The following is a 23,998-nucleotide window of genomic DNA, read 5'->3' on the forward strand; positions in this document are numbered from 1 at the left end:
GGTCGGCAAAGGCTCTTTTTATAATGGCATTCAAATTTAGAGGTTTTTAGGGTTAAATGCTGTAAACATTGCAATATTCAATTATTTAAACACTTAATTTAAGGCATCCACTCTAGTACAATGCCAACCCGGCTATCTTTGCGTTGTCTTGCATTTTGCTTCTCAATGTCTGTCGATAAGCGCAGATTGCGGGTAAAGGCATAGCCGACAGAAAGCTTTGTAATTCCGACTTCTTCATTCGTTGCAGGAGCAACCCAACTCTGAGTTAAGGAGATATCGGCTGCACCAGTACGAGATAAAACGAACATCAGCTTCGCACCCACATGTAAGCCATCTGTTGAGTATCGGTCAGTTTCTAAATGCCGATAGCCTACCAGGGGTGCGATGTTGATGTAGCTGCCCAAGGGAACTACATAGTATCGTAAATCTGCTCCATAAGCCTCGCGCTGACCCTTGAACGCAGTTTGATAATCCCCACTGACGGTTAAGCCGGTGCGACCAATAAACACGTCCTCCACGCCAATATTAACTCCCCCGGCTTGCCCAGATGAAGGAAACTGGGAGTAGCCGAGGCGCACCCTAGTCCGAAAGCTGGGGTCATTGCGAATTTCTTCTAACACATTCGGCACGTCTCGCCGCCAACGCTGCAAAACCGGGCTATTTTCAATCATTTCTGGACTTAAATCTAAATCGCTAGCCTCTGGCTTGGACGTTCCTGGCGGCTGGGTTTGAGTCTGGGTTTGAGCCTGCGTAGGCGAGATCCTCAAAATCAGAGAAGTACCGATTGCGAACAGGATAGAGTCTCGCGCAAAGGCGCAAAGGCGCAAAGAAAGGCAAGTGAGCGTCTGTGCATCTACCGGGCTGAGGCGCGAGATGCCAAAGGTCTTCGTCATTGAGGTTGCGTCAGTTTTATATTTATGAAGAATTTTGATAAGGATAAAAAAAGTGGCTCTGCTTAGTACAGAACCACTTTAGTTGAGGGAAGATGCTCAAAATTAGCGGGCTTTACCTTGCACGGCTGTCATGTCAATCGGCTTGATTAGGTACAAGCGCAGCAGCTGCCAAGCATTAGAAGCATAAAGGGGTAGCTTCTGGAACAATTGCAGGAATTTGGGGGTGTTGGAGGTTGCGATCGCACCCAGCTTCTCATTATTTTTGATGCACACTTCTAAGCGGTCGTAAAATTCTGGCTTCTCTACATCCAGAATTACTGGGAATACCCGTCCTGCGGTTTCGTTGGTCTTTTTAATCACGTGAATGTCATATTCCCGTGCGTCCAGACCAAGTGTGGCATAGAATTTGGAACGCTGGATGTCGTTGAGATACATCGTCGCAAACACCGACAGCAGGAAGAAGCGACACCACAGCTTTGCTTTCCAATCATTCAAGAATTGGGGCTGCGCTCTCATTACGGCGTCGAAGAAGTCACCGTGCCGATTTTCATCCTGGCACCAGTTTTCAAAGAAGCGGAAGATGGGATAAACGCGGTTTTCGGGATGTGCTTCTAGGTGCCGGTAAATGGTGATATACCGCCAGTAACCAATCTTCTCGGACAGATAGGTCGCATAGAAGATGAATTTCGGCTTAAAGAAGGTGTATTTGTGATTCTTGGTCAGAAATCCCAAATCTAGTGACATATTGAAGTCTGACATTGCCTTATTCAGGAAGCCAGCATGACGAGCTTCATCCCGCGACATTAAGTTAAAGCCTTCTGCCAGAAGCGGGTTTTTGTCCTTCAATCGGCGTCCGAGTTCTTTGTAGAGTAGGAATCCGGAGAATTCTGCTGTACAGGAACGCTCTAGAAATTCAATAAATAACTGGCGCGTCTCCCCATCAATATGATCCCAGGATTGGTCAAACTCGGCATCCCGCACGAAGTGGTGACGGTTGTAGTCAGCGCGGAATTCTTCCATCAGCGCCTTGAGTTCATCTTCATTTGGCGACAGATCCATCTTCGCCATTTCATCAAAGTCGGTGGTGTAGAACCGGGGCGTCAGTAGGGTTTCTTTCGCAGGTACTTTCACCCCAGGTCTTAATTCTTCAAAGCTGGGTTTTTTGAGGGAATCCACCATATTCTTTGTCTCTCTTGTTTCTCTTATTATTATGATTCCGTCGCTTTCACTCAAAGGCTTGCGTTCCAGTCTACCAATCTACACGAGAGCGATCGCACTTGTTACGTTAAGACTTACTACACGCTGTCAAGTTTTGTGACATCTTCAGAGTTCTTGCTGCTCAATTCCTAGGTGCAAGAGTGAAGAACAAAATCCTATGATTGAAGTTAGGACATCTGAAGCGCTAGGAATCTTATGAAGAACGTCTCGACTGCCTATGTTCTTTGGCTAGCCTGTTTTTTGTCCCCACCGATAGCGGGGATGCATCGCCTGTACAATGGCAAGATTGGCACGGGGCTGCTGTGGCTGTTTACGTGGGGTTTGTTTGGGGTCGGACAGTTCGTGGATTTATTTCTGATTCCCGGCATGGTGGAAGAACATAACGCCAAGCTGCAAGACCGCTTGGGAGTATCCTCCACGGGCGTACCTCTATCGCCACCTGCGATCGCGCTTACCAAACAAGAGCTTACCCGCGATCAACTAATGGTTAAACTTGTGAAAGCCGCTGCTGCTAGAGGTGGCAAACTTTCCGTTACCCAAGCGGTGATGGATACAGGTGTAAGTTTTGCCAAGGCAGAAGCCACTTTGAAAGAAATGCTCAAAAGTGGCTACGTTATGGTTGATAATCACCCAGAAACTGGCATTGTCATTTATGAATTTATCGAGTTGTAATGGCTCATTAGTCATTAGTAATTATCTAATGACTAATGAAATTCACCTTTCCCGACTAATTTCTTTCCAGCCACTTTTGAGCATTCAACCGCTGCGTCACGCCAAACACCATTAAATCCAGCGTGATCTTGCGCTCATCGCACAAAAAAGGCTCAATGATACTGGGTTTAGAGCCTTCAAAACAGGAAAAAGCTCTTTGTTTTTGAATGTCTTCTTCGGGAAAATAAAGGTTAAAGTTCCGCTTTCCTCCTTGCCAGCTCCCGTTGACTTGCCAGCATTCTGAGATTTCTTGAAGCGGCTTCTTGTCAAATTTCAGCTCTAAATTTTTGACGCCCTTTTTTTCAAGTGCTGTTTTCAAAGCTGGTAAATAGTCTTGTTGAATAAACTCAACAAAAGGCTTGTCTTCTACCGCAGGTGCCTTCTCTTTTTTAGCCGCTTTAGCAGCTGGCTTATCCCCTTCTGGCGACTCGTCCTTTTTAGCAGCTTTGGCACCTGCTGGCTTATCTGCTTTAGCAGCTTTGGCACCCGTTGGCTTATCCTCTTTAGATGCTTGAGCGGTTTTTTTAACATCTGGTTGAACCTGAGCCGAGTCATCTGGGGTTGATGCCTCTGTCGAAGATTTTTCTCCAGTCGCATTCGGATTCACCTCCGGATTCACAGCTTCTGGAGCGGGTGCGTTTGCTGTAGGAATGTCGGTTGCTACGTCAGAATCCGTACTGGGAGCATTTTCTTCAGAAACACTAGGAGCCTGCTTGTCAACAGTGCTAGGAGCCACCTCTCCGGCGTCATTGTGATTCGTTTCTTCTGCCATTGGACTTATCCGCAAGTTGGTGATTTTTTTGAATGTATGCAGTATGGATGAAAATAGGATTAACAATCCCGATTCGAGATTGAAATCCTTTACTGCTCATCCTAGCTTGGAATCAGCCTCCCGCCTGCGCTGCCACAATGCTTACCTCATCACCTTCGCTCAGCGGTGTCTGAGTGCCATGCAAAAAGCGGATGTCTTCGCTGTTGACGTAGAAATTCACAAATCTGCGGGGTTCGCCCTTTTCATCGCACAAACGCACTTTGATGCCAGGATAGCTTTGCTCCAAGGATTCGAGCAGTTCACCAATCGTACTGCCGCTGCCTTCAATGGTGGCTTGATTGTTTGTAAGCTTCTGGAGAGGAGTCGGAACGAGAACTTTGACTGTCATAGTTAAAGATTATTCAGTAGTCATTCATGCGTAGTCACGAGCGATGAGTCATTAGCAACCCCGGAGGGACTAATGACTCATCGCAAAAAGCTGGTAGCAGTTATTAAACCAGAACTTGCTGCCAGTCGAGGCGTTCGAGTGTCCGAGAGCGCTCTAATGCCCGCTCGAAACTATCCAGCTTCGCCTCAATTGTCAGGGGTTCCCCGATGTATCCTTGCACCGCTTCTTGGGTTTTCAGTCCGTTGCCGGTAATGTAAACAACGGTCGTTTCTTCGGGATCAATTTTACCCGCTTCTACCAATTTTTTCAGCACGGCGATGGTAGTGCCACCAGCGGTTTCGGTAAAGATGCCTTCGGTTTCAGCTAATAGCTTGATGCCTTCAACAATTTCAGTATCGTTGACTGATTCAATGTTACCGCCGGTTTTCTTGGCGACTTCCAGCGCATAAACTCCGTCTGCTGGGTTGCCAATCGCGATTGATTTGGCAATGGTGTTCGGCTTCACGGGGGTTACGAAGTCGCGCCCTTCCCGATGAGCTTGGGCAATGGGAGAACAACCTTCAGCTTGGGCACCGCTGAAACGGACGCTCTTATCAGCTACTAGTCCAACGTTGATAAATTCTTGGAATCCTTTGTAGATTTTGGTGAACAGAGAGCCAGATGCCAGAGGAGCGACGATATGATCCGGCAGTTTCCAGCCTAGCTGTTCTGCTACTTCGTAGCCGAGGGTTTTTGAACCTTCCGAGTAGTAGGGACGGAGGTTAATATTGACAAATCCCCAACCTTGTGTATTAGCGACTTCGCAGCAGAGACGGTTCACTTGGTCGTAGTTGCCCTGAACTGCCATGACGGTGGGACCGTAGATGAGTGTACCTAGAACTTTACCGGCTTCCAGGTCGGCGGGGATGAAGACGCAGCAGTCTAAACCGGCGTAGGCCGCGATCGCTGCTGTAGAATTCGCTAAATTACCCGTACTGGCGCAGGATACCGTCGTAAATCCTAATTCCTGCGCTCTTGTTAAAGCGACCGACACCACCCGATCTTTAAAGCTCAGGGTAGGCATATTGACGGCATCGTTTTTAATATAAAGATTTTTAATACCCAGACGGCGAGCTAAGCGATTAGCTTTTACCAAGGGGGTCATGCCAGTTCCCACGTCAATCGGCTTTTCTGTGGCGACGGGCAAGAAGGAACGATAGCGCCAAATTGAGTTAGGCCCTGCCTGAATGCTTTCACGAGTGACGGTGCGGCGCAGAACATCGTAATCGTAGGTTACTTCCAGAGGGCCAAAACAAAACTCACAGACATGAGTTGCCTTGAGTTCGTATTCGGTGCCGCATTCTTTACACTTCAGTGCCGTAAAGGTTGCCGTTGTTGACTGGGTTGCCTGGGTCATGGGTATTTACACTCTAATCGTCCGTCATCGCTCGGTTGATACTAACACAGGCAAAAATACCCGTCAAATATATCCGACTCTTTTAGTCGGGTTTAAATGTTATTTACGATACAAAATTTAGCCCTCAGTCTGAAGACCGGGGCGATCGCATTCCAAGCTTGCGGTCGCGAATTTAGGAAAAAGAGGGAATTGAAGCGGATTTGGGATGAAAAAACCGAATTTCTGGCGTTTAACTTTTGTCTTTCCTAGCCACCGCTAACAGGGGGAATCAGCACGACTTCATCCCCATCATGCAGAATCGTGTCTGGCTCGACGAATTGAAAATTAACGCCAAAGCGAGTAACTTGACGCCATTTGTCAAGTTCTGGATGTTCGGAAGCAAATTTATCTAATATCGCTGAAACATCTGTATTTGGAGGGATTTTCAGCACCAGTTCCGAAATGCCATAGGCTTCTTGATAGGCAGCGAATAATTTGACAGTAATCGCGATCGCTTCAGTGGACATAGGAACTGATGCTAGAGGTGGCTGGCATTAGATTAGCGCGATCGCCGACCATCTGCTTTATGAATGCCCCCTAATCCAAAAAGCGATCGCACCCAAGAAAGGGAGAAATCGGAGCTTTTGGCTTGTTCAACATCTACATCAGATGCACTCTCTTCGAGGTTTTCGGCGTTTTCTGCGGAAGGGAGAGAATTTACCATGTTCAAGGAATCTTGTTGCACCGCCGCCAATGCTTGACCCACCGCCACGATAATCTGAGGTGCTAACTTAGCTTTAGCCCGTTGCTGTTGTAGATACCATCCTCTGGGACTGGTCGCATACAGGGCTGGCAGACGATTCAGGGCGTAAGCGATCGCATGGGCTGGATTGATATAGTTGACCAACTTTGGCGGTAACTGCTGAAGTTGTCGGTGTACTTCCTGAGCAACTAACAGTTCCATGACATTGCAGTAGGTTAGAACTTGATTCGGTTGCATAATCTTCTTAAAGACTGAGCTGGCGATCTCTGTAAAGAAGGACAGACGTTAAAGAAGGCGATCTCGCGCGTTATCCTCTTAGATTGCCAAAGACGCTTTCGCTTGACGGCTCACTTTTTTGCTGACTCTTTGGCTCAGTTTTCAGGGTACGGCTGCGATCGCTACACCGAAAGGTGAGCCAGAATAAGCGAGAATTGTGGTAAAGAGCTTAACTATGGCGGGGTCTCTCAGAGCATCTGCACGGGGACTAGAAAGCGTTGATAAAGCCCGAAAAAGGAAAGGTTGGACAAAAACAATGACCGTTTCTTGGTGGCAGGCTGCCCTAACGACCCAGGCAACCTTGAAACGGTTTTGGCAGAAAAAACCCATTCAGCAAGAGACCTTTATTAATATTTGCCAAGCTGTCGGGATCGACAACTGGAAGGAAATTGTTGATTCAGGTGCAGTTGAAGAAGTAGAAGCGCGTGAAATTCCTATACTCGATTGGGGTGAAGCGCCTGATGTCTCTGGTTTCTATGGGCGCACAGAAGAACTGGCTGTGCTTGAGAAATGGATTGTCACTGATAGTTGCCACCTAGTAACCCTGTTCGGCATGGGGGGAATTGGTAAAACAGCACTATCCGTGATGCTAGCCGAGCAAATTCAGAATGAATTTGATTATTTCATCTGGCGATCGCTCCGTTCTGCCCCATCAGTCGAAGACCTGCTCGCAGACTTGCTCCGATGCCTCTCCAACGAGCAATCAACTGATTTACCAACCGATTTACCAAAAGATATTGGTCGCCGAATTTCCCAGTTAATCTCCCAGCTAATTGAGTCTCTGCGATTTCCCAAAGGAACAAACCCTTCCACAGGTTCCCATCGATGTCTGCTGATTTTGGATGAAGTCGAAACGATTCTAGGTGCTGGTCAAGCAACTGGGTATTATCGAGAAGGGTATGAAGGCTATGGCGAACTATTCAGACGAGTGGGAAGAGAGCGCCACAACAGCTGCTTAATGCTAATCGGTCGAGAGCAACCGAATGAAATTGCATTAATCCAGGGAGAAACTCCAAGCGTTCGTTCATTACTGCTGTCCGATCTCAATGATACAGACGCTTGGCAAATATTTAGAGCCAAAGGTTTGTCAGACGAGAACCACTGGAAAAGCCTTTTTCAAATCTATCGAGGGAATCCCTTAATCTTAAATATTATTGCCAGTTATATAAAAGACTCATTTGCTGGTAAAGTTTCTGATTTCTTAAAGCTAGAAACAATATTTTTAGGCGATATTCATCTAATTTTAGATACTTCCTGGCAACGGCTATCAAATTTTCAAAAAGAAATTATGTTTAAGTTAGCGGCTAATCTCAACCCCAGCTCTATCTTTAAATTAAAAGAAGAAATCAATCTAACGGTTTCAACTTCTGAAATCATGGAAGCGATTCAAGCATTAGAACGTCGTTCGTTGATAGAAAAGCAAATCGAAGGGAATGAAGTTATTTATACGCTTCAGCCAGTTGTGAGAAGGTATGCTAAAAGAAAAATTGCTAAGCGAACGGTTGAACAATAAAGTTATTTTCCGAGAGGAAGTTATAATTCTATAACATTCCCACTCAAATCGGGATAGTGTGTTTGCCGTGAGTTATTGCATCAATCCTAACTGCCGCAATTTCAACGAACCTGGTAATCAAAGCACTTGTCCTGACTGTGGCTGCGAAAGTTTAGTAGAAGGGCGCTATCGGGTCATCCAACGTTTGGGCAAAGGAGGCTTTGGCCAAACCTTTGAGGTGGAGGACGTGCGTCGGGAAGGTATAAAAAAAGTCCTAAAAATTTTGCTCACTGATTATGAGAAGGCAATCTGCCTATTCCAGCGGGAAGCCGAAGTTCTAAAGAAGCTGAATCATCAAGGGATTCCCAAAGTGGAGGCAGATGGATACTTCCAGTTATGTCATCTAAAGAGCGAAAAGCCCTTGCACTGCTTGGTGATGGAGAAAATTGAGGGGATCAACTTAAAAGAATGGTTGAGCAGCCGGAACCATCAACCCATCAGCCAAAAGCAAGCGATCGCCTGGTTGAAACAACTGGCAGAAATCTTACAGCAAGTGCATCAAAGCAACTATTTTCACCGGGATATTAAGCCGTCTAACATTATGCTGCGACCTGATAATCAACTGGTGTTGATTGATTTTGGCGCAGTCCGCGAAGCCACGGAAACCTACTTACACAAGTTAGCCGGAAGAGATGGCACAGCAATAATTTCCCACGGCTATACACCCCCAGAACAAGCCGATGGTAGAGCTGTTTCCAAATCTGATTTCTATGCTTTAGGACGCACCTTCGTTCATTTGCTGACAGGCATACATCCCCATGACCTTCCTGAAAACCCCCAAACAGGTCAGTTGAATTGGCGAAACAGTGCCCCACAGATTTCACTAGAGTTGGCAACTTTAATTAATGACCTGATGGCTCCTTTCGCAGGGAATCGACCTGAAAATGCCCAAGAAATTGTGCAACGTTTAGAGGAAATTGAGACACAAATCAACAATCATCGGCGGACACGATCTCCCGACGACACGCTTACTTTGCTTCCTGAAGGCAATTGTTCAGACGAAGAAGTTACCAGGAGTATCAACTCAGGCAATTTAAGGCTTGTACTCATTTGGGTCGTGAGTGCAATTCTCTTGACAGGACTCGGAATAATTATTTATGCGCTCGTGAAACCGCCGAAGGCTTGTGATTCCAATCTTGCAGACAATGTCAGTTGTGGAGAAGAAGTTTTAGTTCCCAGTTTGAAAGGCGCTCTCAAGCAAAAAGGCGTGCAAAAATTTGCCAGCGGTCAATATGCTGAGGCTGTTGGTTTATTAGAGAAGGCACGGAGCGAACAGCCAAGCGACCCGGAAATTTTGATTTACCTGAATAATGCTCGATTGATGGATAAAAAGGAAAAGGCATACACGATTGCTGTTGCCGCTCCGATAACCAACAATCCAAACAGAGCGTTGGAAATTCTGCGAGGAGCTGCCCAAGTCCAAAATGAAATCAATCAGGGTCAAAGGATTAGTGGTAAAGGGCTGAAAGTAGTCATCGCAGATGATGCCAATAATCCTGCCAAAGCTAAACAAATTGCCGAGTCATTCGTGTTGAAAAAGGACATTTTAGCTGTCATCGGTCACTATGCCAGCGAAGTGACACTGGGAGCGATCGCAATTTATCAACAGCACGGGTTGGTATTAATTTCTCCAGGTAGCACCTCGGAAGACCTCTCAGAGTGGAGCCAAAAGAGCGAACACGTTTTCTTTCGCACTGTACCCAGTAATCGCGTGAATGCCCAGGCTTTGGCTAGCTACATGATCCAAGCCAATCAGCGGACAGCCGCAGTCTTTTACTCTGGCACGAGTAATTACAGCAAATCTATCCGAGATCAATTTCACGTTAGCTTCCCCGCAAGTAGAGGACGGGTAAGAGCAGATTTTGAACTGTGCAAAAAGGACTTCAATGCTGTTGAGGCGATTAACCAAGCACAAGCAAAAGGAGCGACTACGCTTGTCTTTCTTCCGGATGGTCAGACCTGTCCTTTTTCCTTTCAGAATGTCTTAGCGGTCATTAAGGCAAATCAGGGTCGTTATCCGATGGTGGGAGCATGGGCTGTTTACAGTTCTGAGATTCTACAAATCGACTCTAAATATGTAGTCGGTCGCCTAGTAGTAACAGTCCCTTGGCATTCCTTGAGCAGCCCCAATCCAACGTTTCCCAAAGAATCTAAGCAGTTATGGAAAGCGGAAGTGAGTGGGCTGACCGCTACGACTTATGATGCAACTCGTGCGTTAATAACAGCTTTAGCAAAAAAACCTCAACCGAATCGTTCTGATGTGCGGCAGGCTTTATCGGCTCCCGACTTTCGAGCCAATGGTGCAATGGGGATAATTAGTTTTCGCGGTGGAGATCCCAATGAGCCGATCTTTACATTGGTCAAAGTCGTGCCGTCTAAGTGCTCGCTTTATGGTTTTAAGTTTGTACCTGTAGACTATCCCCCAGATAAACTTAAGGAAATAGAGCGCGGTTGCAAAAACTAATCGTACTTATCCGAATGCTCTAGCGGATTCTGACAAATCCAGCCTTTTCAACCAGTTTTTGACCCCGATCTGTTAGCAGTAACTTGGCGTAAGCTTCCCCAGATCGTTGTTCAATTTGTTCGTTTTGTTTAACAATTACTGATAATCGGCGAGTTAGAGGATATTGACCATTCGAGAGGATTACCACTTGTGTAGATCGTTTAATGTCATTCAGCCTCTATTTGAGTTTGCCATTCATCGTCAAATCTTTAACTTTTCAAGTTTTTTAACTATGGTTGTTTTTTTCAACTGAATTAGGCTCGCTATATAAATCAGCTCTAACAGCTTCTCTCCTCTAATTCTTATGAGTTCTCTTCGCCTCAGGGTTTCGTTTTTTATCGGTTCTTTTTTTCAACAGCAACACGAGAATGGCACCAATTGCTAACCCTACACCATGTGCCCAATACCCAACGCCCACGGGATTGACGCCACCGGAAATATTTAAGCTACCGATTCCATAAAACATCTGCTGAATAAACCACCAGAATAGATAAAACAAAGCTGGCAGTTCAATGGGGATAAACACAATTACCAGTGGCAAAATGGTATCAATTTTTGCCTGGGGAAAACTCAGAAAATAGGCTCCGAGGACAGATGCGATCGCGCCATTGGCTCCAATTAATGGCATCGTCAAAGTAGAGTCTAGTAAAACTTGTACTATGCCCGTCAAAATGCCACCCAGCAAATAAAGTAGTAGAAATCGTCGGTGTCCGAGAAGATTCTCTACACTCTTTCCAAAAACAAATAAAAATAGGATGTTTCCTAAAATTTGACCAAAGCTGCTGTGGAGAAACATCGCCCAGAACAGGGAACTGGAGAACATCAGCAAGGCAACCCATGCTGCTGGATTTTCCCCACTGAGGACATCTGAAATCACAGCACTTATTCGGGCAGGAACGATACCCCAGTGTTGGATAAAAGCGCTCAGTTTACCTGCAAACTCTAATTTTAACTCCCACAGAAACAAAGCAACATTGATTCCGATCAGGGCGTAATTAACAATCGGTTTGCTGCGACTGGGGATGTTATCAGCAATAGGAATCATGAGGATTTTAGATTTTAGATTTTAGCTTTTGGGTGAATCATCAATCCACACTCTTGCCCTCAAACTTATCCTAGCTCGCTAAACAAATCCGCCAAAATTACATTGGAAAATAAAAACCCTTCCGGATCGGTTAATCTTAATCGTCCCTTCGGTGGGAGTTTCTGGGCGTCAAGCGCGATCGCTTTCCCGCTTTCGCCGACAATTTCTACCCAACCTTGCTGGTAGTAGGGTTGCAAACACGTCCAAATTTGTTGCAGCGTCTGTTTGCCAAACTGTTCAGCTAAGGTTGATAAACTGAGACCCTCTGCTAGACGCAGCCCCAGCATCAAGGTTTCCAACAATACTTCAGATGTCAATGTTTGAGGACAATCCCACACGCCACCTGCTGTGACTATCTGTTGCACCCATTCGTAATATTCCCGTGTTTTGCGGGGACGGGTGAACCGGCACCCTTGCAAATGACTGGCGGCACCCATGCCAAAGGCATAGTAGGGGCGATTTTCCCAGTAAACTCGATTGTGGCGGCATTGATGACCGGGTTTGGCATAATTAGAAATCTCATAATGCTCATAACCGGCACTGGTGAGAACTTGCTGCGCTAGTCGGTACATCTCGGCAGCCATTTCATCGGTGGGAAGCGGTTTGGCACCGGGTTGATATTGACGCCCAAAGGCAGTAACGGGTTCGACTTGGAGATCGTAGATTGAAATATGAGTGGGCGCGATCGCTACTGCGGTTTCTAGAGATTCCTGCCACTGTTCCAACGTCTGATGGGGCAAACCAGAAATCAAATCTAAGCTAAATTCGGGAACCCCCACTTTGCGGACTAGCTCCACAGCTGCAAAAATATCAGAGACAGAGTGCGATCGCCCGCACACTTGCAATAGTTCTGGCTGAAACGCCTGTACCCCCAGACTGATTCGATTCACTCCAACTGAGCGGTAGCCTTGAAGTTGTTGCGAGTCAAAGGTGCCAGGGTCCATCTCCATCGAAATTTCAGCATCGGTGGCAATACCAAAACCAGCATCAAGTTGAGTCAAAATTTGCTTGAGTTGTTGCACCGATAACAACGAAGGAGTACCACCTCCAAAAAAAACTGTTTTTAGGGAATTTCCTTGTACTGGTGTAACTTCAATTTCTTGGCACAATACCTCAACATACTGCTCAATTGTGCCAGAGTTCTTACCAGTCTTGCGATCCCCTACCACAGACACTGGAAAATCACAGTAAAAGCACCGGCGTCTACAAAATGGAATGTGGAGATAAGCAGAGCTGGGGATACCCAAATTAATATTTTTTGCGTCCGGGATTAAATAATTTAAGACCATATTTGTATCAATACTCAATATAGCGATGAAATCTTTAAATGTTTGATTAACAGTTGTTACTTTACTGAATTGTTGTCAGGGGTTTTCTTCTCTTAGCAAGAATACGTCAAGCCTATACCCCCTCTTGTTTCCTGCCTTTTAGAAGCGACATGATTGGCTAATTTTTCAGAATTGTTCTTTTAATAAATAAAGAGGTGGCTTCATAAAAATAGCTCAAATTGGATTAAATGCTGGTGCTAAATCAATGGTCATCCACAAGAGTGAAGTCAATAACACAAAAGATATAATAAAACAAATGTAAATTTGTATCAGTTCTTGAGAGCCGCTTTCAGGAATTGAAGCAATCATCCCAAATAACTGGAAACCATGCTTGACGCAATCATTATTATTTTATTCATCCTAGCAGCGGCGGGAATCGGGTTCGACGCGATTGAATTACTGCCTAGCGGTGCCCTACATCAAGTCAGCAATCAGGACGCTTTACGCTGGGTCTTCGCCGGGTTTGCCGCCCTGGTTGGGGGCGCTGCCGGTTTGCTCGTGCAGACGACCTATCGACGCTTGGAAAAGAGAGTCCGGGAAATGCCGATCGAGGTCATTTTGACCAGAGCTGTCGGTTTGGTGATTGGCTTATTAGTTGCCAACTTGATGCTGGCACCCGTTTTCTTACTACCAATGCCCTTCGATTTTGCTTTTATTAAGCCTCTTGTTGCCATTTTAGGCAGTGTCATGTTTTCCTACTTGGGAGTGACTTTAGCGGATACCCACGGTCGTTCCTTCTTGAGGCTGATTAGTCCCCACAGCGTGGAAACGATGTTGGTGGCAGAAGGAACCCTCAAACCTGCCTCGACCAAGGTTTTAGACACCAGCTGCATCATCGATGGTCGCATTGAAGAACTGCTAAACACTGGCTTTATCGAAGGTCAAATCCTCGTACCCCAGTTTGTCTTGCAGGAACTGCAACAACTGGCAGATGGTTCCAACGATCTGAAGCGAGTTCGGGGACGGCGAGGGCTAGATATCCTGAACCAGATGAAGGATGCTTACTCAGAACGGATTGTAATCCACTCCGCCGATTACGATGAAATTCCCAAGGTGGATGCGAAGTTAGTCCGGTTGACGCAAGAAATCAACGGCACTTTGCTCACCAACGACTACAACTTGAGTAAGGTTGCTACTTTGCAGAAAGTGCCGGTGCTGAATATTAACGATTTGGCTCAGGCAATTCGGGCAATTTATCTGCCTGGTGATAGCTTGGATATCAAAATTATCAAGGGTGGCAAGGAACCAGCTCAGGGCGTCGGCTACCTGGATGATGGCACAATGGTGGTTGTGGAAGACGGGCGCGACTACATGGGTGGTGAAATCCGAGTGGTTGTAACCAGTGCCTTGCAGACTTCGGCGGGGCGAATGATTTTTGCTCGCCCTCAAGCGTCTGTTGTGGCTTGAGTAGCTTGAAGTGGCGATCGCCACTGGTGGCACCTAGAAAGCCAACAAGCACCACTCTTAAAATCTCACCGCCAAGAAAGTACGCAGAGGTAAATTGCTTCCTCTGCGTACCTTTGCGTTAACCTTGGCGTACCTTTGCGTTAAAAAAGCCTACTCCTGCAAAATAGTTTTAGAGACGATCCGTGTCTTCTTCCTATCTGCTTCCGAAAGTTCTTCACCTGATTGCAAGCGAGTAGCACTGGTTTGGAGAACCGTCGCCCCTCCCTTGTCTCCCATTTGCAGGGCGGTTTTGGCGGCAGTTTGTAACATCGTCGCTGCACCCACGCGATCGCCTTGCTGCAATTTCGCCTCTGCTAACTGAGTTTGTCGGTATTTCGCCAACGCCAAAATAGACTGTTGCACCTGAGGATTGGGTGCGGGTTGGTAACTCCGGACAACATTCGCCTCAACTAAGACTTGTTGAGAAATTAGCCCCATTTTATCCTGGGCGGGATCGTCGTAACGGACTTGCACCTGGGCGATCGCTTGACGCCCTTCCGCTAGCTGGCTGACGTAAAGATTCGCCAAAATGATTCGCGGCACATCTTTCATCAAGTCTCCCAGACGTACCGTATAGCGATCGCCTTCTTGTTGCACCGGCAGTTCAATGGTATCTGGAGCAACTTGGGCGATGGGTTTGAGTTCCGCTAACCGTACCTTCGGCATTAACGAAATTGATAAGTAGGCATTTGTCAACCCCACCGCAGAGATTCGATTAAACAAGCGTCCAAACTCATTGACTGCTTGTTCCGGACGCTCAATATAGGACAGCGTACCGCCACCCGCATCAGCAATTTTTTCCAAAACATCCTGGTTCCAGTGAGCGCCAAATCCCAATGTATTCAACGTCAGGTTGTAGCCAGTCGCCACTTGGGCAAATTTCAGACAGCGGTTGTTGTCGCCATGCTCATTTTCGCCATCTGTTAACAGAAAAGCTTGAGAAACCGTTTCCTTTTTGCCCTTCGCCAGTTCTTCAATTCCCAGTTTTAAACCCTCATCAATCGCCGTACCCCCATCTGCACTGAGCCGATTAATCTGTTTTTTAATATTTTCTGGGTTGTCAATGACTTGGTTGGGGACAAGCACTTTGGCTTTGTGATCGAAGGCGACAACCGAGATGCGATCGCCCGGTGTGAGACGATCCACCAGACCGATCGCTGCCTGTTTCACCGTTTCCAGGGGGCGTCCATTCATCGAGCCACTGTGGTCGAGAATTATGCATAAATTGAGCGGGGCACGATCTTCAAGATCCCCAGCGATCGCAGAAATAGAAATTTCTAGTTGACGCTGGCTACTCGTTTGAGTCGCGTCAATATTCATATCATTCAAAGCAGGCTGTAAACCAACTCTCATAGCACGCTCATTCCTGGCAGAACAAGAAGGGATCGGAGTAACCACAAGACTAAACGCTGACGCTCCGGAAAGGGAACCATAAAATTACCCCAACCGCGACCGGGCTTATTTTCTACAATAGCTTGCAGCCCAACACGGCGGAAGCAGCCAGCCAAAAGATCGCAATTCTTTGCAGAGGAAAACGCGATCGCTGGGGTGGATTTCACCCATCACCTTTCGCAAAAACCGATACTTAAACTCAGGTTTCTCTGTTTAAAAACCCAAAAATTAGAAGCGTTTAAGACCCATTTTCCGGCGTCCCCTCCCAAAAAGCCCGCTGACAGGCGCTAAAGCGACATCAAGCCACCCTCAACCTGACTAAAAGCGGTAAGGGGAGTAAAACTGCTAGAATCCAGTCAGTACGGTGGGGCACACCGGAATTAATGTCAAATTAAAGATAGCACCACTATTGCAGCTTTCCGATACGCCATGAACTCACCCATCCAGGCTGTTCAAGCTCCCTACGGCGGCGATAGCTTCTACCGAACACCGCCACCAGACTTACCGTCCCTGATCTTAAAGGAGCGGATTGTCTATCTGGGAACGCCCTTGGTGCCAGAGGTAACGAAACTAATCATCGCCCAACTGCTGTTTTTGCAGTACGAAGATCCAGAAAAACCGATCAAAATCTACATCAATTCCACCGGCACCTCGCGTTACGACGGCGAACCTGTTGGCTTTGAAACCGAAGCCTTCGCCATCTGCGACACGATGAACTACATCAAGCCGCCCATTCATACCATCTGTATCGGTTCGGCAATGGGAATGGCGGCAATGCTACTCTCTGCTGGGACTAAAGGCTATCGCGCTAGCCTGCGCCATGCCACGATTATCCTGAACCAGACTAAGAGCTACGCTCGCGGTCAGGCGACGGATATTCAAATCCGAGCCAAAGAAGTGCTGGCTAATAAGACAACGATGCTGGATATCCTATCGCGCAATACAGGTCAGACCCCTGAAAAAATTGCCAAGGATATGGATCGACTCTTCTATATGACTCCGGAGCAAGCTGTGGAATATGGCTTGATCGATCGGGTTCTAGAGTCCAAATCAGATTTACCAACACCACTTCCCGCTGGTGTCATCTGAAGAATTAAAAATTAAAAATTAAAAATGAAGACTATTCAAATTTTTAATTTTTAATTTTGCATTTTTAATTCTTTGGATACGAATTTTCACTTTTTACGAACGGAGTTCTACATTATGCCTATTGGCTACCCTAGAGTTCCCTACCGGATGCCAGGGGGACAATATACCGAGTGGATTAACATCTACGATCGCCTTTACCGGGAACGGATTATTTTCATGGGCGAAGATGTTGATGATGAAATGGCTAACCAGATAATTGCCGTGATGCTTTATCTGGATTCGGAAGATCCGGGCAAGGACATCTATCTCTATATCAACTCTCCGGGTGGCGTAGTCACTTCTGGCATGGCGATTTATGACACCATGCAGCACATCAAATCAGATGTGGTGACAATTTGTGTAGGCTTAGCGGCATCAATGGGTTCGTTCCTGCTGACCGCTGGGACAAAAGGTAAGCGTCTCGCTTTGCCTCACTCGCGGATTATGATTCACCAACCTTCTGGTGGTACGCGGGGACAAGCCACAGACATTGAGATTGAAGCGAGAGAGATTCTACGGATTCGTCGCCAGCTGAATGAGATTTATTCTCACCGGACGGGTCAGCCTATTGAGAAAATTGAGAAGGACATGGATCGTGACTTTTTCATGTCTGCTCAAGAAGCGAAGGAATACGGTCTAATTGACCGCGTTATCGAAGAACGTCCGAAGTAATGAGTGATTAGCTGTTAGCTGTTAGCTGCTTGACGGGTGGGTAGTCGCAATTGTAAACTTGGGCTTCCAACAAGATTCTCAGAAGCTAATAGCTAACCGCTAAAAGCGAAGGGCTAGAAATAAACTCCCGACTATCAACAAAGATTAAAGCCTAATCGATAGATGATTCCTCTGATGAACCTCGCAGATTGTTACCGGGTGTTGGGGTTAAGATCAGGGGCATCTTTTGCAGAAATTAAAGCGTCTTACCGACGTTTGGCACGGCAGTATCATCCCGACGCAAATCCTGGCGATCGCCAAACGCAAGATAAATTTATAGAGTTGACGGAGGCTTACAAGTTCCTCCTCAGTGTAGTAGATAAGTCTGAGACGGTTGAGAAAGTATCCAATCCAGAACAGACAGCTGTATCGCCTCCTCAACCTTCCGTCACAAAGGTGACTCGCAAAGAGACGCCAAAAGACACGCCCATTCAAAAACTCCCAGACTTGTCGATAACTGAGCAACAGCTGAAGTGGAGTTCTTATCAGCAGTTGCAGCAGTTACTAAAAAATCGCCGATTTCCCCGCGCGATCGCCCTCATCGAAGGACTCGCCCAACGTCTGCCAGAAGATCCAGAAGTGCGTCAGTGGCAAGCGATCGCTTATCAACGTTGGGGGCGTCAGCTGATCGCTGAAAAGCAACTCGAAAAGGCAAGAATTTATCTAAAAAAAGCCCTGAAAACCGACCCCCACAATCGCTCTCTCTGGGCAGAAGTGGAACGAGATTTTCGCCGTTTAGAGCAGATTTTTTAGCTTTACTTCGCTGCAACCAAATATCTTCAATTGGGTTCTGCTTGGGATTCTTTGGGAGCAAAGCGAATGCAAGTGATTTTCCAGTTGGACTCCTCGAAGCCTTGATTAACCGACTCCAAGGACTCTCTCACCGCTTTTGAGCCATGATAGATAGGTGGCTCCATCTCAAATCAGGGCAATGGGACTGTTGGGACATTTGTCTAGGAGATACTTGAGAAAAGCAATCATGCCCTCAGAATTGCCTGCCTCAGCTGCTTGAATCAGTTACAAGGATATTGCACGCGAGAGTAAGCACCGTTATATAAAGCGACTCCTATAGCAGTCGTATTTGAGTTGTGATGATGCTAGCGGTTCAGATCGCCGACTTCTTAGCGGGGATCTGACCTTCAGGAACAATTTAGGATTGCTATAACAGATAATTTATTAAATAAATATTAATTGTGAAAATCGTTACTCTAGACGCATTTTCGCCCTAGCCTCTCTTAAAAACGGAACCTGAAATCTGGCTGTCTCTACCAAAAATGTAGGTTAACGAGATTCAGATTTTCTTTATAAATGTCCTCTCACCCATCAATAACCGTTTGTTTGGGAAGGGAAGGATTTTATCCAGTGCCTATAACGCTTGATAGCAGATTGTTTTGAGCAATGTTGCAATTGCTTAATCTATGGATAGTTGACGCTCGTATTTATGTTAAGCAGCTTCATAACTTTTTATGATGAAATGCAATGTTTTAAGTGGATATCGTACAAGTTATAGCTCATTGTAAAAATCAGATCGCATACTTTATAAAGACAGAGAAATTTTGCTTTTGAAATGGTTCCTCAAAGGAAATACTTTATGCAACCCTTAAATTCACCAGTTTCAGCCTGTCGCTATTGTCAATTTTATAATCCGATGGGACGACGTGGCGGCTGTTGTCAAACTCTTGGCGTAACCGTTCAAAGTGGATGGCAAGGTTGTCAACTGGGAATTCCTCGGTTTAAAATTCCCTACGAATGTTCCCAAGAAGATTCGCAGAAACGAGTTGAAGCAATTGTAATTTAAAATACAACAGAAAAGAGGAATCTGAAACAGTCTGAAAGTTAGAAAGCCAATTTTTTTTATTTCTCCTTTAATAGCACGCTTCTGTTTGACGGGTTGCCGGAAACTGAAAAAGCAATTTTCTCAATAAGAATCTATGCATTGCAACCCGTCTATAATGGCAAGCCCATGAAAGGAGTTCTTCAATCGTTTAGTTTTTCCCTTTTAAATAGTGCGATCGCTGATTAACCCGTTAATACGGGTTTTTTTGGGTATTATTCCGTACATCGGATAAATGAGCGATCGCTTTCCGATACAAGTCCAAAACCCGCCTGGCCTCTTTGTCTGAAAATCGTTACACTTTCCCCTCTGCCAAGTTTTGTAATTCCTGCTGTAGAAAATTTCCCCATTCCGCTGCAAGGGGAATCTCAGTAAAGGGGATTTTCACCGAAGCGGCTGGTGCAAAGACAAATTCCAGCGAAGCGGCACGACCTTTACTGGGCAGTGCTTCTAAATCAACTGGCTTGTCATCTACTAGCAGCCGAATCGCTTTAACATCCTTTAAGGAAAACGTTTGCACCTCCACTGGACCTTTGCGCGTCGGTTTTCCCCAGGTTAAAGTGCTGTCATTTTGAGCCAACACTGCATAGATATCGTACTTAGATCGCTCAAACTGCTGTGCCCAGACGCGATAAGCTTCAACTTTTTGATACTCATTCCAGCCTTGCCAAGCCAGCCAGATAAACGCTGCCAGTAGGGGCAGCCACAACAGACCTCTTTCCATTGTCGGATTTTCGCTCTTTAACTATTCTGATATCTTGCAGCCTAACAGACGATTGCATCTATCCTTGGTTAGCTCCCCTTCGGCTATCTGCTAAGTATAAATACTGGAGCTAGATTTGCCTAAAACTGTCGAAAGGTTTCTCCAGAAGCTTCCCGATGAGAGTAAATTGCCCAAAGGCTTGAATAAGGCTTTACCAATACTTACCAACAAAGTCCGCCCAGCTCTTTGAGAGGCGCTTCGCGCTTCGGAAACTCAATTTAGTCTGCCTCGCTGGCTTTGTTTCGATAAAAGCTCTCACAACTTCCGCCCCTTTGTCCTGAACGAGGCATTACGCATAAGTCCCAGCTTGTTGTCTTCCTGATGCTTCTCCCGTACAGATGCTCCCTTGGGTTCTCAGTTTGAGGGTGAAGTATTCGTGCCTTGTACAAGTCCCTTCAACCCAAATCTTTCTGCGCCAATGCTTTACCCATACATGATTTCAACAGAGGCGGGTAATGCATCATTCAGCTGAAGAGGGGTAAAAGGGTTGGTGTAGCCGAAACTACCAGTATCGTTAGGTATTTTGGCGCTCATTACGCTGCACCCAGTTTCTAGCTGCGATCGAGATCACAAAGCTGGAAACAGCCAGTCACATTTGGTGAGCCAATCCCATCACTCAAACTTGGGGATTTCAAGCAAATATTTGCAGCAATAATGTCACATTTCACTATAGGTTTTTATCACTAAAGAATCTTAATAAAACCTTCATAATTAAAAACATCGAATTCAACAAACTAAGATGCAATCTCACATTTATCTACCTCAAGTCATTATCGAACAAGTGATTTATCAAATATTTACTATTAGTCGAACTTTTCGTATGGCTCAACCAAAGTTGATGTTAACGTTATCCTCTAAATATTTAATTAATATAAGATTTTAATTGAAAATTGTTTGATATTATTCAGTTCATAGCACTGAATAATATATCTGATCGAAAAAAATAATTTTATCATAATTATTTCAAAACGACAAAAATTTTATGAGTCATCTACTACTAAAAGCTACAGGAATATTCATCTTTATATTTGGGTTACAACTGCTCAATATTCAATTGAACTTTAGCATCAGAACTCCCAATAATACTACACAAAATCAAACCTACGAACCCCCAAATCTAGGATTCTCGGACGATAATAGTCAAGGCGCAGGGACCCGCTAACGACAAGAGAATGCCTCCCTCACCTCAAACTGAGTATTAAATAGACGCTCATCGGCTGAAAACCCACAAGTCCTTCAGTAAGAGTAAAAATAGGGTTCTTTCGCTTCAAGAGAACTTTTGCCACAAGCAGCCTGATTCGTATCGCTTATTACTGCAAACGAGCGGTATTACTCCAACAAACAAAAATTAATAACTAAAAACTAAATACACCACGGGGCAGATGCATGAGTTATCGTGGGGAGAAACTGGCGCTCACAAGACGGGTGAATATGAGAAAGCTTTTGATAGCGTGCTTGTTTTTATTGGGGGTAGGTTTTGCCCTGTTTAACTTCAAAGGACTGGCAGCACAAGGTGAGTTTGACTCGATTGTGCTGGATTTCCGCGAAGACGTACCAGCAGAAGTGGTGCAAGAACAGGTGCGATCGCTTGGCGCTCAGTATAACAGCGAATTTTCCGAGTCAGATCAGTTGTATATCATTAAAGGCGATCGCAACCTGCTGAAAACTCTAAAAAAATCGCCTTTAGCCAAAAAAACCGAATATATTGAACCGAATTATGTCTACAAAGCTCTGGAAGTCCCCAACGACCCAGAGTACAGCAAACAGTGGAACCTACGGAGTATCAACGTAGAATCTGCTTGGGACGAAACCAAAGGCGCAGGGATGACAGTTGCCGTCATTGACACCGGCATCAGTCGCGTTCCGGACCTAAAAGATACCAAGTTTGTCCAAGGCTACGACTTTGTTAACAACCGAGACCAAGCAGACGACGACAACGGGCACGGCACCCACGTTGGTGGTACTGTTGCCCAAGCCACCAATAATGGCTATGGCGTCGCGGGTATTGCTTACGAAGCCAGCCTCATGCCGCTGAAAGTGTTGAGTGCAGAGGGCGGCGGCACCGTTGCCGATATTGCCGAAGCCATCAAATTTGCCGCCGATAACGGTGCTGATGTCATTAACATGAGCTTGGGTGGTGGCGGCGAAAGTCAGGTAATGCAAGAAGCAATTGATTACGCCTACAACAAAGGCGTCGTCATCGTAGCCGCAGCAGGAAACTCTAATGAGAATTCTGCCTCCTACCCAGCTCGATATCCTCACGTTATCGGTGTTTCAGCAATTGATTCTGCCGGTGAAAAAGCCTTTTACTCCAGCTATGGTGCTGGTGTGGATATCTCAGCCCCTGGTGGTGCAATCACCGAAGAAAATCCATCGGGTGGGATTCTGCAAGAGACCATTAGTTATGACGAAAACGGGAAGCTCATCCCCACTTTTGCTGCCTTCCAAGGCACCAGTATGGCGTCTCCCCACGTTGCCGGTGTCGCCGCTTTAGTGAAAGCCTCTGGCGTAACCGAACCGGAGGAAGTATTGGGTGTCCTCAAAAAGTCGGCACGGGTAATTTCAGATGACGCTCTCAACTACTTTGGGGCTGGTCATCTCGATGCCTCTGCGGCTGTAAAACTGGCGGTACGCGGGCAAATTACCTTCCGCGACTTCTTCCGCTGGTTGCGCGATAATGGCTATCTCAATCCTCGCTTCTGGATTGATGGCGGTGCGGTGGCACTGTTACCTAAGATTGCGATGGTATTGGGTTCTTATGTCCTTGCCTGGTTCTTGCGGAATTATTTCCCCTTTGGCTGGAGTTGGTCGCTAACGAGCGGTTTGGTTGCCGGGAGTTCTGGATTATTCTTCCTGCGCGGCTTCTATATCTTCGATCTTCCTCAGTGGCCTTTCCGGATGATGGGCAGTTCGATTCCCGAACTGGGCAATACGATTCAAGGCAGTGGTTTATTGAATCCCATCTTCGCCAGCGTGTTGATTCCTTTTGCATTAATCGCCTTGCTACTGGGACACCGCAGTTGGAAGTGGTTTGCGATCGGCTCGACCTTGGGCGTGGCATCCTGTTTATTAGTGAGTGCCGTAGCAGATCCGGCGATGTTGTGGTTAGGTAATGGCGCGATCGCTAGGCTATTCCTAATTACTAATGCCCTCCTGTGTATCGGACTCGCCTATTTATCCAGCAAAGGAGAAGAGCAAACAGCATGAGCATCAGCGTAGAAGGCACTATCGAACGCAAGGGACTTGGTCCAGGCACCTGGGCGCTAGTCACACAAGAGGGTGAAACCTACGAACTCCACAAAGCTCCAGAAGATTTACGCAAATCGGGACTCAAAGTGAAAGTCAAAGGTGAGGTGCGAAAGGACGTGATGACCTTCGCGATGATTGGCCCGGTTCTAGAAGTTAAATCTTTTGAGGAAGTCAGTTCGGATTAGCCATGAGCGATTAGCGGTTGGTCATTCGTTAACAGCGAATGAGCGATCGCTAATCTGCCTTCTGCTTCTCGTTATTTCTAGCACAGTGGCTCTCCCATCTCGGGGTTGAGGGATGGAAATGTCAAGCAACTTGTGTCAGTTCCCCCCTAACCCGCCTTTGAAGCCGGGAGAAATCCAGAAAGTCTTACACCGCCTAACGAACCGAAAAAAAAATCCCCGGCTCAAACCGGTGAGCCAGGGGATGTCAATCAGGGTGCATCTACCAATCTACTCTTCTAAAGGATTCCTCAACTATCCGGATTAAGTTGGGGTAAATTTAACGATTAAATTAGAATAAATAGAAATTTTCTCTCCCTTTCCCGGAATCCATCAACGGCATCAGCGTTCAAGAAAACGAAACTGCCCTTCATGGAAACTTTAAGTAACT

Annotated in this window: 21 protein-coding genes and 1 pseudogene; 10 read left to right on the forward strand and 12 right to left on the reverse strand. The window is 46.1% G+C overall.

The genetic code is table 11. The annotated features are described in order from the left end of the window. Nucleotides 1–98 precede the first annotated feature (98 nt). On the reverse strand, nt 99–893 hold the full coding sequence (locus H6F52_RS07585; RefSeq protein WP_242033868.1) for a hypothetical protein: 795 nt from the start codon (nt 891–893) through the stop codon (nt 99–101). Between the two features lie 102 nt (nt 894–995). Beyond that, complete coding sequence (gene acsF / locus H6F52_RS07590; protein ID WP_190533317.1) at nt 996–2,072, reverse strand: magnesium-protoporphyrin IX monomethyl ester (oxidative) cyclase; 1,077 nt, start codon at nt 2,070–2,072, stop codon at nt 996–998. Between the two features lie 234 nt (nt 2,073–2,306). On the opposite strand from acsF, the gene H6F52_RS07595 reads away from it, so the two are divergent. Then, complete coding sequence (locus tag H6F52_RS07595; protein ID WP_190438676.1) at nt 2,307–2,783, forward strand: NINE protein; 477 nt, start codon at nt 2,307–2,309, stop codon at nt 2,781–2,783. A gap of 55 nt (nt 2,784–2,838) precedes the next feature. Here the strand turns inward: H6F52_RS07595 and H6F52_RS07600 are convergent, their stop codons facing one another. The 5 genes from H6F52_RS07600 to H6F52_RS07620 form a co-directional block, all read right to left on the reverse strand. Beyond that, nucleotides 2,839–3,594 (reverse strand): DUF2996 domain-containing protein, encoded by a 756-nt coding sequence (locus H6F52_RS07600; RefSeq protein ID WP_190413135.1) that lies wholly within the window; start codon nt 3,592–3,594, stop codon nt 2,839–2,841. A 112-nt stretch (nt 3,595–3,706) separates the two neighbouring features. Beyond that, nucleotides 3,707–3,982 (reverse strand): MoaD/ThiS family protein, encoded by a 276-nt coding sequence (locus H6F52_RS07605; protein WP_190533320.1) that lies wholly within the window; start codon nt 3,980–3,982, stop codon nt 3,707–3,709. Between the two features lie 103 nt (nt 3,983–4,085). Beyond that, nucleotides 4,086–5,378 carry a threonine synthase gene (gene thrC / locus H6F52_RS07610; RefSeq protein ID WP_190413131.1) on the reverse strand — a complete coding sequence of 431 codons (1,293 nt, stop codon included), beginning with the start codon at nt 5,376–5,378 and terminating at the stop codon, nt 4,086–4,088. Nucleotides 5,379–5,623: 245 nt separating this feature from the next. Beyond that, a complete protein-coding gene (locus H6F52_RS07615) occupies nt 5,624–5,884 on the reverse strand; it encodes a MoaD/ThiS family protein (protein ID WP_190533322.1) in 261 nt (86 codons plus the stop codon). Between the two features lie 32 nt (nt 5,885–5,916). Beyond that, nucleotides 5,917–6,357, reverse strand: coding sequence for a late competence development ComFB family protein (locus H6F52_RS07620; protein ID WP_190438669.1), 441 nt, complete (start codon nt 6,355–6,357; stop codon nt 5,917–5,919). 214 nt (nt 6,358–6,571) lie between these two features. Here H6F52_RS07620 and H6F52_RS07625 point away from each other — a divergent pair, with 214 nt between their 5' ends. Then, on the forward strand, nt 6,572–7,909 hold the full coding sequence (locus tag H6F52_RS07625; RefSeq protein ID WP_190533326.1) for an ATP-binding protein: 1,338 nt from the start codon (nt 6,572–6,574) through the stop codon (nt 7,907–7,909). Between the two features lie 67 nt (nt 7,910–7,976). Then, entirely contained in the window at nt 7,977–10,412 is a 2,436-nt protein-coding gene (locus H6F52_RS26365) for a bifunctional serine/threonine-protein kinase/ABC transporter substrate-binding protein (protein ID WP_190533329.1), read from the forward strand. A gap of 19 nt (nt 10,413–10,431) precedes the next feature. On the opposite strand, the pseudogene H6F52_RS26370 reads toward H6F52_RS26365, so the two are convergent. From H6F52_RS26370 to hemW, 3 genes and pseudogenes are all read right to left on the reverse strand, one after another. After that, nucleotides 10,432–10,581: pseudogene (locus tag H6F52_RS26370) on the reverse strand (phosphate ABC transporter substrate-binding protein); the annotation flags it as partial. 165 nt (nt 10,582–10,746) lie between these two features. Further along, complete coding sequence (locus H6F52_RS07635; RefSeq protein WP_190533331.1) at nt 10,747–11,496, reverse strand: rhomboid family intramembrane serine protease; 750 nt, start codon at nt 11,494–11,496, stop codon at nt 10,747–10,749. Between the two features lie 65 nt (nt 11,497–11,561). Beyond that, nucleotides 11,562–12,824, reverse strand: coding sequence for a radical SAM family heme chaperone HemW (gene hemW / locus H6F52_RS07640; protein WP_190533334.1), 1,263 nt, complete (start codon nt 12,822–12,824; stop codon nt 11,562–11,564). Nucleotides 12,825–13,190: 366 nt separating this feature from the next. Between hemW and H6F52_RS07645 the strand changes: the two genes are divergently transcribed. Beyond that, nucleotides 13,191–14,270 carry a PIN/TRAM domain-containing protein gene (locus H6F52_RS07645; protein WP_190413113.1) on the forward strand — a complete coding sequence of 360 codons (1,080 nt, stop codon included), beginning with the start codon at nt 13,191–13,193 and terminating at the stop codon, nt 14,268–14,270. Nucleotides 14,271–14,420: 150 nt separating this feature from the next. Here H6F52_RS07645 and H6F52_RS07650 read toward each other — a convergent pair whose 3' ends face one another. Next, nucleotides 14,421–15,662, reverse strand: coding sequence for a VWA domain-containing protein (locus tag H6F52_RS07650; protein ID WP_190413111.1), 1,242 nt, complete (start codon nt 15,660–15,662; stop codon nt 14,421–14,423). Nucleotides 15,663–16,130: 468 nt separating this feature from the next. Between H6F52_RS07650 and H6F52_RS07655 the strand changes: the two genes are divergently transcribed. The 4 genes from H6F52_RS07655 to H6F52_RS07670 all read left to right on the forward strand — a co-directional run bounded on the left by H6F52_RS07655 (nt 16,131) and on the right by H6F52_RS07670 (nt 19,338). Next, the gene (locus tag H6F52_RS07655; protein ID WP_190413108.1) at nt 16,131–16,790 is read left to right on the forward strand and encodes an ATP-dependent Clp protease proteolytic subunit; all 660 of its coding nucleotides are present in this window, start codon (nt 16,131–16,133) and stop codon (nt 16,788–16,790) included. A 114-nt stretch (nt 16,791–16,904) separates the two neighbouring features. Beyond that, a complete protein-coding gene (locus tag H6F52_RS07660; RefSeq protein WP_190413106.1) occupies nt 16,905–17,501 on the forward strand; it encodes an ATP-dependent Clp protease proteolytic subunit in 597 nt (198 codons plus the stop codon). A gap of 174 nt (nt 17,502–17,675) precedes the next feature. Continuing rightward, nucleotides 17,676–18,293: a J domain-containing protein gene (locus H6F52_RS07665; RefSeq protein ID WP_190533337.1), complete on the forward strand. Its 618-nt coding sequence runs from the start codon at nt 17,676–17,678 to the stop codon at nt 18,291–18,293. A gap of 838 nt (nt 18,294–19,131) precedes the next feature. After that, complete coding sequence (locus tag H6F52_RS07670; protein WP_190413102.1) at nt 19,132–19,338, forward strand: hypothetical protein; 207 nt, start codon at nt 19,132–19,134, stop codon at nt 19,336–19,338. A gap of 331 nt (nt 19,339–19,669) precedes the next feature. Here the strand turns inward: H6F52_RS07670 and H6F52_RS07675 are convergent, their stop codons facing one another. Beyond that, the gene (locus tag H6F52_RS07675) at nt 19,670–20,098 is read right to left on the reverse strand and encodes a hypothetical protein (protein ID WP_190533340.1); all 429 of its coding nucleotides are present in this window, start codon (nt 20,096–20,098) and stop codon (nt 19,670–19,672) included. A 1,470-nt stretch (nt 20,099–21,568) separates the two neighbouring features. Here H6F52_RS07675 and H6F52_RS07680 point away from each other — a divergent pair. Both H6F52_RS07680 and H6F52_RS07685 read left to right on the forward strand, forming a co-directional pair. Next, a complete protein-coding gene (locus tag H6F52_RS07680; RefSeq protein WP_190533424.1) occupies nt 21,569–23,344 on the forward strand; it encodes a S8 family peptidase in 1,776 nt (591 codons plus the stop codon). Continuing rightward, nucleotides 23,341–23,571 carry a hypothetical protein gene (locus H6F52_RS07685; protein ID WP_190413096.1) on the forward strand — a complete coding sequence of 77 codons (231 nt, stop codon included), beginning with the start codon at nt 23,341–23,343 and terminating at the stop codon, nt 23,569–23,571. The genes H6F52_RS07680 and H6F52_RS07685 overlap by 4 nt, the downstream gene beginning before the upstream one ends. The last annotated feature ends 427 nt before the right edge of the window (nt 23,572–23,998 follow it).

It is taken from the genome of Coleofasciculus sp. FACHB-542, from assembly GCF_014695825.1.
In the GTDB taxonomy this organism is placed as follows: domain Bacteria; phylum Cyanobacteriota; class Cyanobacteriia; order Cyanobacteriales; family FACHB-T130; genus FACHB-T130.